This is a genomic window from Bradyrhizobium liaoningense (assembly GCF_018130955.1).
Taxonomy (GTDB): Bacteria; Pseudomonadota; Alphaproteobacteria; order Rhizobiales; family Xanthobacteraceae; genus Bradyrhizobium; species Bradyrhizobium liaoningense_C.
The window spans coordinates 1-10463 of the sequence record NZ_JAFCJM010000113.1; the positions used below are offsets into that span (position 1 = coordinate 1).

The 10463-nt window shown below is 59.5% G+C and carries 6 protein-coding genes and 4 pseudogenes; 8 read left to right on the forward strand and 2 right to left on the reverse strand.

Going from position 1 to position 10463, the window contains the following annotated elements:
• Positions 1 to 279 precede the first annotated feature (279 nt).
• Positions 280 to 516: a DUF1127 domain-containing protein gene (locus tag JQ632_RS38310; protein WP_212407898.1), complete on the reverse strand. Its 237-nt coding sequence runs from the start codon at positions 514 to 516 to the stop codon at positions 280 to 282.
• A 162-nt stretch (positions 517 to 678) separates the two neighbouring features.
• Between JQ632_RS38310 and JQ632_RS38315 the strand changes: the two genes are divergently transcribed.
• Both JQ632_RS38315 and JQ632_RS38325 read left to right on the forward strand, forming a co-directional pair.
• Complete coding sequence (locus JQ632_RS38315) at positions 679 to 2238, forward strand: winged helix-turn-helix domain-containing tetratricopeptide repeat protein (RefSeq protein WP_249152829.1); 1560 nt, start codon at positions 679 to 681, stop codon at positions 2236 to 2238.
• 329 nt (positions 2239 to 2567) lie between these two features.
• Positions 2568 to 3475, forward strand: a pseudogene (locus JQ632_RS38325) (ABC transporter substrate-binding protein).
• A 215-nt stretch (positions 3476 to 3690) separates the two neighbouring features.
• On the opposite strand, the gene JQ632_RS38330 reads toward JQ632_RS38325, so the two are convergent.
• Positions 3691 to 4032, reverse strand: a complete 342-nt coding sequence (locus JQ632_RS38330) for a cupin domain-containing protein (RefSeq protein ID WP_212407901.1) — start codon at positions 4030 to 4032, stop codon at positions 3691 to 3693.
• A 442-nt stretch (positions 4033 to 4474) separates the two neighbouring features.
• Between JQ632_RS38330 and JQ632_RS38340 the strand changes: the two are divergent.
• From JQ632_RS38340 to JQ632_RS38365, 6 genes and pseudogenes are all read left to right on the forward strand, one after another.
• Positions 4475 to 5257, forward strand: a pseudogene (locus tag JQ632_RS38340) (class I SAM-dependent methyltransferase); the annotation flags it as partial.
• A 310-nt stretch (positions 5258 to 5567) separates the two neighbouring features.
• Positions 5568 to 6455 (forward strand): annotated as a pseudogene (locus JQ632_RS38345) (PAS-domain containing protein); the annotation flags it as partial.
• An 87-nt stretch (positions 6456 to 6542) separates the two neighbouring features.
• Positions 6543 to 7408: pseudogene (locus JQ632_RS38350) on the forward strand (sensor histidine kinase); the annotation flags it as partial.
• Positions 7380 to 7760 carry a response regulator gene (locus JQ632_RS38355; RefSeq protein ID WP_212407904.1) on the forward strand — a complete coding sequence of 127 codons (381 nt, stop codon included), beginning with the start codon at positions 7380 to 7382 and terminating at the stop codon, positions 7758 to 7760. The pseudogene JQ632_RS38350 and the gene JQ632_RS38355, both read left to right, overlap by 29 nt.
• A gap of 301 nt (positions 7761 to 8061) precedes the next feature.
• Complete coding sequence (locus JQ632_RS38360; protein ID WP_212407905.1) at positions 8062 to 8904, forward strand: DUF1194 domain-containing protein; 843 nt, start codon at positions 8062 to 8064, stop codon at positions 8902 to 8904.
• A 269-nt stretch (positions 8905 to 9173) separates the two neighbouring features.
• Entirely contained in the window at positions 9174 to 9728 is a 555-nt protein-coding gene (locus tag JQ632_RS38365; protein WP_212407906.1) for a thioredoxin family protein, read from the forward strand.
• The last annotated feature ends 735 nt before the right edge of the window (positions 9729 to 10463 follow it).

Sequence of the window (10463 nt, forward strand, 5' to 3'; positions counted from 1 at the left end):
GCCCATGCCGGGCAGGCGGCCGAGAGATCGCGAGCCCAAATTTTCAGATCTCTGCCCCGGCTGAGAGCGTCGATCCTACCGACTTCTGCAACAAAATCGGCCCATCAGTGAACTGGCGACGCCTCTGACCGAGGTCTGCTTATTGGGTCGGAGCGGACTAGATTTGCTCAGGCTGAGTTCTTCGCACTTTGACCCGAACTGGAAGTCGGTATCTGGGCCACGACGCGGCCGGCGTCGACCACTTTCCGACAGATCGTTCACCGCTGCCAGAGGTCGACATCATCCGGCGGATCGGATGCCTCGCGGGTCGGTATCTCGGTTCGAGGCGACGTAGTCGATCTCGCCCCGCGTAATCCCGATATCCATTAGCTCCTGATCACTTAGGCTGCAAAGATCGCCTCTTAGCCGCTCCCATTTCCGCCATTCTTGAAACGCGCCCCATAAATTCTTGAAGGCGTTGAAATTGCGTCGCTGCGATACGGCCGGGGCTAGGCCCGTACGGTAGATCTTGCTCATTGCAGCATCCCTGGGTACGTCGTTTCCACCCAGGCAAGGTGCCAAGACCCCAGCGAGCACGCTTAACGTGCTGCTTACATTTTCCTTATCGGCAGCTTATTCTTTGTGTTCCGAGTGTTGCTAGGCCCCCATGACTAGAGACCGCCTAACGGAATTGGCAGCTTGCGCTATCTTTTCGGGATGTACGTATTCGACACCGACCGGCGCGAGTTGCATCGCGGAGCGGACGTTGTGTCCGTCGCGCCTCAGGTGTTTGACCTGATCGACTACCTGATCCGCAACAGGGAGCGAGTTGTCAGCAAGAACGACCTCATCAAGGCCATTTGGAATGGGCGAAGCGTATCGGACGCGGCGCTGACAACCCGCCTGAATGCCGCCCGGACTGCAATTGGCGACACCGGGGCGGAGCAACGCCTCATCAAGACGTTGCCGCGGAAGGGCTTCCGTTTTATCGTACCAGTGCGGGAAGAAGGGCGTAGAAGTGCGGCCCTCCCCGACGACAGGGTAGAACCGGAAATACTCACCCTTGCGCTACCAGACAAACCCTCCATCTCTGTGCTGCCGTTCCAGAACATGTCCGGCGATCCCGAACAAGAATACTTCGCGGACGGAATGGTTGAGGAGATCATCACCGCGCTATCCCGCTTTAAATGGTTGTTCGTGATCGCTCGCAATTCGAGTTTCACCTTCAAGGGCGGAGCGGTGGATATCATGGAGGTCGGACGCAGGCTTGGCGTGCGCTATGTCCTCGAGGGGGCTGTGCGCAGGGCGGCGGGGAAAGTCCGCATCACGGCGCAGTTGATTGATGCGGTGACGGGTGCGCACATCTGGGCGGACAGGTTCGAGCGTGACCTGACAGACGTTTTCGCTCTTCAGGACGAAGTGACAGTCGCCGTTGTCTCGGCCATCGAGCCAAAATTGCGTCAGACAGAAATTGCGATGGCAGCGCGGCGGCAACCGGAGAACCTCACTGCCTATGAGTTCTTTCTCCGCGCCATCCAGCAGTTTTGCTTATCGACCCGCGAAGGTGTGGCCGAGACGGTGAGGCTCGCGCATCACGCCTTAGCACTGGACCCGCGGTTCGGCCGTGCCGCTGCTCTGGCAGGTATCGGTCACATGCAAAACGTCCTTTTTGGCCATGCGATCGACCCTCAATTCGAGCGCACAGAAGCAGTTCGGCTTGCTCGCATGGCCGTGAGCCTCGACGATGGTGATCCAGACATATTAGCAATGGCTGCCCAAGTATCGGCGTTTATGGTCGGCGATAGTCAACGCGAGATCGAAATGGCTGACCGGGCGGTCGCGCTCAACCCCAATTCGTTTCACGCCTGGCACTGCAGAGGTAATGTCTATCGAATTGCGGGGCTGCCCGAGGAAGCGGTTCGGAGCTATGAACGTGCCGTTCGCATGAGCCCGGTCGACCCGCAGCTACACTTCACGTTTTATGGGATGAGCATGGCCTTTATCGAGCTTGGTCGGTTTGAGGAGGCCATCGTCGCGGGGAAGAAAGCCCTTCGTAAGACCCCTTCCTTTCCGCCAACGGATCGCTGTCTCGTGTCCGCTTTCGCTCATCTCGGGCGGCATGCGGAGGCGCGTGAGGCGGTGGCACGTGTGCTCGAGATTGATCCCGCCTTTACAATATCCAAATATATCGCTCGGGGCGGACAATCAAACGTGACATTGTATATTGAGGGTCTTCGGAAAGCGGGGTTGCCCGAATGAATTGTGCCCGCGGGCATCCGGGTGATCGAATAGAGCGTCCTTTTTCTGCGGTGCATGAGTCAGCAATTGGCCCGAAGGCGAAGATCGCGACGGCGTCCGGCGTGTCAGCAGTCGAGGCCAGACCGGATATGGCTGATACGCGGCCAGATAGACGCGAATGACCCGCAAGAGACATCAGCGAGCGTGCGGTGCACCTATCGGATGGTTGTCTGAGCCGATAGGATATTGGCTCCGAGCCGGGGGCGGACATGAAGCGACGAGACTTCATTGCGGCAATCGGCGGCGCGGTAGCTGTATGGCCGTTCGCAGTGCGCGCGCAACGGCCGGCTATGCCAGTGATCGGCTACCTCGGTATCGGCTCGTCCGACACGGAGGTGTCTCTGGCCGCGTTCCGTCAGGGACTGAGCGAAGCCGGTTACGCCGAGGGCCAGAGCGTGACGATCCATTATCGCTGGGCGGAGGGTAACCCCGAGCGGTTCCCCGCGCTCGCGGCCGAACTGGTTATGCTCAAGGTCCATGTCATCTTGACCGCTGGAGGCACACTCGCCGCCATAGCCGCCAAGCGGGCGACGGCGACTATCCCCATCGTCTTCACTCTGTTGGTGATCCGGTAGAAGAGGGCCTCGTCGCGAACTTGGCGCGGCCTGGCGGCAACGTCACAGGGTTTTCTGTCACCCTTCCCGACCTTATCGGCAAGTTCCTGGAGTTGATCAAGGAAGCCGTGCCGGGGGCCAGTCGGGTCGCCCTTCTCTTGAAACCAGACGCCATGCCCGCCCTTGTCAGAGAGGCTAGACCGAAGGAGGCCGATGCCTCGGCGCGGGCGCTCGGGGTGAAGCTTCAAGTTTTTGAGGCGCGGCGGCGGGATGACTTCGACGAGGTCTTCTCGAATATGTCTATGGCGGGCGCGGATGCACTGGTCGTGTGGCCAACACCCGTGTTCCAACTTGAGCGACGACGCCTCGTTGACCTTGCGGCAGAGCATCGACTGCCAGCGGTCTTCCCCTTCAGGAACTATGTCGAGGCTGGCGGCCTTATGTCCTACGGACCGAACCCGTCCGACCTGACTCGGCGCGCCGCGATTTACGTAGGCAAGATTCTCAAGGGAACGAAACCGTCCGACCTGCCGGTCGAGCAGCCGACCAAATTCGAGCTAGTGATCAATCTCAAGACTGCCAAGGCGCTTGGGATCGCTGTCCCGGCCTCACTACTCGCCCGCGCGGACGAGGTGATCGATTGACGCGGGCCGACTTCCGGTTCTGGCCTCTAGCTGAACAAGGTTGAGGCCATTGTGATGTCGGCCATCGGGGGTAGACCGGACGCGGGCCGCGCTTGCCCCGACCGCCGCTTGTGACCCAAAGCGGTCCTCATCCACGTCGGCGCATCCCCGTGCGCGGATGCGGACCAATAGACTGGTCGATCTCCGCACTCGGCTGATCCGATTGCGATAAGCGCTCACTCGAAATGGACGGCGAGCCAGACCGTTGGCCGTTGCGGCTCCGTCCACTCGACGCGATGGCGTTTCCTTGCAGGGATGAAGACGTAATCCCCCACGCCCAGCGATCGCGCGGCAAGCTCATGTTCGAACTGCAATGTGGCGCGCCCTTTCAGCACGATCACCCACTCGTTCCACGCCTGATCATACCAGAAGCCCGGCGGACTAGTTTGCCCCTGCGATATAATGCGCTCGATCTTCAAGCCAGGCCGCGCGAGGATCTCGCTGAACGCCTCTTCCCCTATGTTGGCGGCCGAAACATCCGCCACATCCGCGAATAGATTGCCTGGCTGGATTGTCATCGATATTCCCACGCCTTTCCAGAGCCGAATTACCTACAAGCCCACGTAGCGCCCCATTCAGGTCTGTTCAACGGAGCATAGCGGACTGGATCTGCTCACGTTGAGTTCTTCGCATTTTGACCCCGAGCAGACGTTCAATTCTGTCCAAGAGGCTACAGCCGTCCGGCTGACCTGCCGGTATTTCTATCCGCAGCTCTTGGGTGCCGCTTTGCTGATCGGCAGCTCGTTGATAGGATAGCTGACAAGCACAGTTTTTCCGGGACCGGTCGGGGTTGACCCTACCTCCATAGTTGTCAAACGTCGATGACGGTGCAGTCGTGCGATGCTCGCTTTTGATCCGCTGTTCTTAATTCGACTCGAGACACATTGCAGGCTCCTCACCGTGAGTTAGTACTGCAAGGACGCCGCCATGCCATTGCAATAAGCGGACTATGTTCTCGGATATACAAGCGTCGAGCAACAGCGGCTGATCCGCCAAGCTCGTGTGTTGGCTCCATTGACTGAACGCTTCTTGCGCGATGCAGGCATTTCCTCGGGGATGCGTGTGCTCGATATCGGCTGCGGCATGGGCGATGTCACCATGATTGCTGCTCAACTGGTAGGGTCCACCGGCCAGGTCGCATCCATTGATCTCGATTAGGCCTCAATTGAAACTGCGCAAAGACGCGCCGCATCGTTTGGCTTCGAAAACATGTCTTTCTATCGTGCCGACATTGCTGAATACGTGCCCCCCGATTTGTTCGACGCTATCATTGGGAGGTTTATTCTGCAGTTTGTTCCTGATCCGATAGCGATCATAAGGCGCCTTTATGGAATGCTGCGTCCGGGCGGCCTCTTGGCGCTGCAGGAACCAACATGGAAATTGTGGCTGACTTATACAGCCCACCTACCTTTGCGCCTGTCCGTGACAGAAGCAGCGCGTGATGCCATGCAGGCTGGCGGTGCCAGCACCGAAATGGAGCAGCAACTCTATCAAGGCTTTATTGCTGCTGGACTGCAGGCGCCGCAGTTGCGCGTCGAATTGCCGGTAGGGAATAGCCCCGAGTTCAGGAGTCTACTACCCGACTTCTTGGCAGCACTGATGCCCAACATCACTTCGAAGGGTATACCCATCGATCATCTAGGCGACTTGAATACCTTGAGGGATCGACTCGATCAGGAGCTCGACAGCCGAAACTCCTTTGCCTCCTATGTTGCCCTGATTGGAGCATTTGGGCATAGGTAAACCCGCAACATCCGCAACATCATTGTGCAGGATCGCTCGCGGCGACTTCCGGTTTTGGCCCTTCGCGACATATTGCAGCGCCGCGCAATCTCGGTCGCTAACGGGGCACAGCGGAAGTTGACGGTCAGCCGCCTATTGCAGGGGACGACGCTCGCGACCCAAGGCAGACTTCTTGCCGTAGCGGGAAACGCAGGATTTGCATAAGATTGAGCCTTGTCGTGGCCCGCCCGAGGGGAGCGAAATGCGACAACGTGGTGGAAGCGAGAAACCGGTTAAGGGTCGGCGCGCGAATAGGCCCAAGGCTCGCGCGATGGTGGCCCCTTCCGCTGCCGATTTGCAAAAGCAGGTCAGCATCCTCTCCCGCGAGTTGAAAGAGACGCGGGAGCAGCAGAGCGCCACCGCCGAAGTGCTCAAGGTCATCAGCCGTTCCACGGTCGAACTTGGGTCCGTGCTCCACACCCTGGTGCGAACAGTGGCGCGCCTCTGCCGGGCAGACCAGGTGTATATGTTCCATCTGCGCCATGATCTCTGGCATCTGGTCGCAGATTGCGGTCTTTCGGCAGAGGCAAGAGATTTCTTCCACAACAATCCCTTCATTCCCGGTCGCGGCTCGACGTCCGGTCGGGCCGCGTTGGAGCGTCGAGCCGTCCTCATTCCCGACGTCTTGCAAGATCCGGAATACACTCTCAGTGAAGGGCAGGAAATCGCAGGCTACCGCACGACTCTCGGCATTCCGTTGCTTCGAGAGGATACGCTGATAGGCGTGTATAGCATTGCGCGGACGCGCGTCGGGTCCTTCACGGATAAGGAGATCGAACTCGCGACGACCTTTGCTGACCAAGCCGTGATAGCGATTGAGAATGCGCGCCTGTTTGAGGAGCTGCGCGAGCGCCAGGCAGAGCTGCGCGTCACCTTCGACAATATGGGCGACGGCGTGGTCATGTTCGACGCTGCGGCGCGACTTACGGCGCGGAACCGCAATTTCCAGAAGATGCTCGATCTGCCCGACGCCTTTCTTGCGGAACGGCCGAGCTTTGTCGAGTTCTTCCGCTATCTTGCCGATCGCGGCGAGTACGTTTCTGCTGATCTCGAAGTTCAACTGAGCCGCACCGTCGAAGCCCCGCGGCGGGAGCTGCGCTTTGAGCGCACGCGGCCAGATGGCCGCGTGATCGAGGTGCGCCGCAATCCGGTGCCTGGCGGTGGCTTCGTGCTCATTTACAGCGATATCACAGAGCGCAAGCGGGCCGAGGAGGCGATTCGTACGGCGCGAGACGCCGCCGAAACGGCGTTGCACCAGTTGCAGATGGCGCAAGCGAGCCTGGTCATGCACAGAAGATGGCGGCACTCGGGCAGCTGACCGCCGGCATTGCGCACGAAATCAAGAACCCGCTCAATTTAGTGAACAATTTTGCCGCAGTCTCATCCGAGTTGACGGACGAGTTGAACGAGGTACTCAAGCCAGTCGCACTGCCTGGCAAGGTCCGCGAGGAAGTCAAAGAGCTGACCGGCACGTTGAAGGACAACCTCGGGAGGGTCGTGCAGCACGGTCAACGCGCCGACTCCATCGTCAAGAACATGCTGCTGCATTCTCGCGAGGGCTCGGGTGAGCATCGGCCAGTCGAGATCAACGCGATCATCGACGAGAGCCTCAACCTCGCCTACCATGGAGCCCGGGCAAAGAAACAGGGTTTCAACATCACGCTGGAGCGCGATTTCGATCCGGCGGTCGGGGTTGCCGACGTCTACGCGCAGGAGGTCACCCGGGCGCTTTTGAACCTGATCTCGAACGGGTTTTACGCCGCAACCCAGCGCGCAGGGGCGGCCGACAACGGCTTTGAACCGAGGTTGAAGGCGGTAACACGAAATCTGGGCGACAGGGTCGAAGTGCGTATCCGCGACAATGGTATGGGCATCCCGCTCGACATCCAGGAGAAGATTTTCGACCCGTTCTTCACGACAAAACCGGCCGGTGAAGGTACCGGGCTCGGGCTGTCCATGAGCCACGACATCGTGGTGAAACAGCACGGAGGTACAATTGAAGTTGTGACTGAACCCGGTTCATTTACAGAATTCATCATTACGTTGCCGCGTGTCATAGCGACCAGAAGCCGGGGCAGAGAGATTGAGCACCTATATCCTTGTGGTCGATGACGAACCCGACGTGGAACACTTGTTTCGCCAGCAATTCCGTCGCGACATTCGCTCCGGACATTTTGTCATGGAGTTTGCGGCGTCAGCGCCCGAGGCGCTCGAGCACGCGAAGACGATCGCCGATCCCTTACTGATCCTGTCGGACATCAACATGCCGGGCATGAGCGGGCTTGAAATGCTGCCGAAGGTGAAGGCGGCGCGGCCGAACGCGTCCGTGATCATGATCACGGCCTACGGCGATGAAGCGACAATGAAGAAAGCTGCCGAACTCGGGGCTGCTGGGCTGCTGACCAAGCCGATCGACTTCGGGCTGTTGCGCGAGGAAATCGATGAGTTGCACCGGGCGGCGTAGTCCGCTTGTGGGCCCATCAGGGAAGTGGCGAACCGTCTCATTAAGGTCCGCTTCGTGGGTGGCAGCGGACTAGTTTTGCTCAGGCCGAGTTCTTCGCATTTTGACCCCGAGCAGACATCCCGTTCCATCGTGATCCAGGAACCTTCTGTGCAGCGCGTCTTTCTAACTGCGGCTCGCTATTCGAGCGGCATGAAGGGAGCTCCGCCTCGATTGCCACGAACGTGGACGACAATGGCATATTTCCGCTTTTCGGAGCGCGTTTTGGGTGTCACCATGCTCGTGAAAGGACGGGAGGGCCGCCATGCGCTGGTGTGTCTCGGTCGGGGCGGCGCTTGTTGCGGGGACGCTAGTTGGAGGTGACGTTGCTGGCATTGCCGCGCCGAACCCGAAATCTCGATTCGCCGACACCAAACACAATGTATCATCCGTCAATGTCGAGCTCGTTATCGCCGTCGACGTCTCCTATTCGATGGATATGGACGAACTTGCCATTCAGCGCGAAGGCTATGCACAGGCCATCGTGTCGAAAGACTTCCTGCAGGCGCTCAGTGCCGTTCCGGGCAGCAAGGTGGCCGTGACCTATTTCGAGTGGTCGATGTCGGGCGACGACAAGATCATCATTCCCTGGCGCGTGATCGACAGCCCGGAATCAGCCGATGCCGTGGCCGCCGAGATCATGAAAACGCCGGTTCGCCGAGGTTCGAGTACCTCAATTTCCGGTGCGATTAATTTCGCACTGCAGCTGTTCGAAGAGAATCCGTATCGCGGGTTGCGGCGCGTCATCGACATTTCCGGCGACGGGCCGAACAACGACGGAGCCCCCGTAACCGGCGCGCGAGACGCTGCCCTCGAGAAAGGCATCATCATCAACGGCCTCCCGATCATGGTGAAGGAGCCATCCCTCTCGACGACCGATATCGAGAATCTCGATCTCTATTACGAGGACTGCGTGATCGGAGGGCCGGGCGCCTTCATCATGACGATCAAAGATCGCGAAAAATTCCAGGAAGCGATCCGGACCAAGCTTGTTCGCGAGGTTGCGGGCCTCACGCCAGAGAGCGGGATCGTCCCAGCCGCCGAGAAAGAGCCCCGGGTGCCCTGTCTGATCGGCGAAAGAAAATCGCAGGAGCGTACCCGGCGGTGAGTGTCGAGACAATCATTCAGAGCCGCCGGACGAACAGACTTTAGACGGCAGTTTATCACAGTTGCAGCCCCACGCGCCGGGACATTGGAACTGCTAACGTCCGTTCGTGGTCAACCGACGAAATCCCGCGCTCGTCCCAATGGCGGCTGTTAAGGGGCGACCGGAATTGGCTAACGTATGGCCAAAACGACGCGACTGGCGGGCAGGCGTTGGAAACTGTGCCCCAGCAGGCGCTCGTCAGCCTATATTTGGGCGCAAGGAGGTGCGATATGGCGACAGCAGCTACCCAAGTCGTTCTTGATACGCCGGCGCCGGTGTTCCAGCTTCCGGCCACCGACGGCAAGACTTACGCACTGGACGACGTTGCGGGTGAAAAAGGCACGGTCGTCGTCTTCATCTGCAACCATTGTCCCTATGTTAAAGCGGTGATCGACCGCATGGTTTCGGACGCCCGCGTGCTGATGTCGGAGAGCATAGGCTTTGCGGCGATTTGCTCGAACGATGCGGCGAGCTATCCCGAAGACTCATTTGAGAATATGAAACGTTTCGCGAAGGCTCATGAGTTCCCGTTTCCATATCTCCACGACGAGACCCAGACAGTCGCTCGGGCATACGGGGCGGTCTGTACGCCGGACTTCTTCGGTTACAATGCCGACCGCAAGCTCAAGTATCGCGGCCGGCTCGACGAAGGGCGTACAACTCCGCCGCGCGCGGGGGGGCCCCGAGAGCTTGTCGAGGCCATGCGCGCGATTGCGACCACCGGTCTGGCGCCGGCTGACCAAAAGGCGTCTATCGGCTGCTCGATCAAATGGAAGGACGAATGAAGCCGATGCCTGTCAACAGGCTTCGTATCTGAGACCGCCGCGTGCGGCAGCATTTGCTGCACCTGTGCGATTTGACTAGCGGAATCACGAGGACCTTGCGGCTGCTGTCGCGTTCGCCCCTTCTCCTTCAAGTCTGCTTCCGGGGCAACACGAGGCTTCGGCTCCCGCGATCCGATCCGTCAGTGCTGCGTCGCTTTTGCGACACCGATCGACTCCTCGGCCGCCTCGATGTCTGCTCTCGAGCGCTCGGACGAGATTTTCTCACCCTGAGTTCTTCCGGTGTTGGCCCGTTTGGGACATGCCGACCGACCCGGAAACTGTCCGCTTATCGAGGGGAGACCGGAAGTGGCTCGCCCGCGGTCAAAATGGCGTATTGACTCCAATCGGACGTTGCGCGCCCCAAGACAGGAACTGTGGTATCCTCCGTCGAACGCGATGGGATGGTTCAATGAAAGCGGCTGCCCCTCGAATGCCACTTGCTGCGCGTCCTCGTGTCCTCGCCGGGCTCCGGGACGGCATAAAATGGCCTGGCATCCCCACCTCTTAGGCGCCTGCTCAGCCCGCGCCAACGAGGTGATCGAATGAGTGCGCTAGGCAAGATGGTGCAATCCAGCCGGCGGAAGACCGGTCCGAGTAAGGGGTAGCGCTCTCCCGGGTCTCGAGGAGGACCAGCGTCGTGAAGCGGGACTTCGACCTCATCGTCTATGGCGCGACGGGTTACACCGGCCGTCTCAT

Coding starts and splice junctions, on each gene's coding strand:
- JQ632_RS38330 (WP_212407901.1), bottom strand. CDS start 4,032: ATGACAATCCAGCCAGGCAATCTATTCGCGGATGTGGCGGATGTTTCG.
- JQ632_RS38365 (WP_212407906.1), top strand. CDS start 9,174: ATGGCGACAGCAGCTACCCAAGTCGTTCTTGATACGCCGGCGCCGGTG.
- JQ632_RS38310 (WP_212407898.1), bottom strand. CDS start 516: ATGAGCAAGATCTACCGTACGGGCCTAGCCCCGGCCGTATCGCAGCGA.
- JQ632_RS38360 (WP_212407905.1), top strand. CDS start 8,062: ATGCGCTGGTGTGTCTCGGTCGGGGCGGCGCTTGTTGCGGGGACGCTA.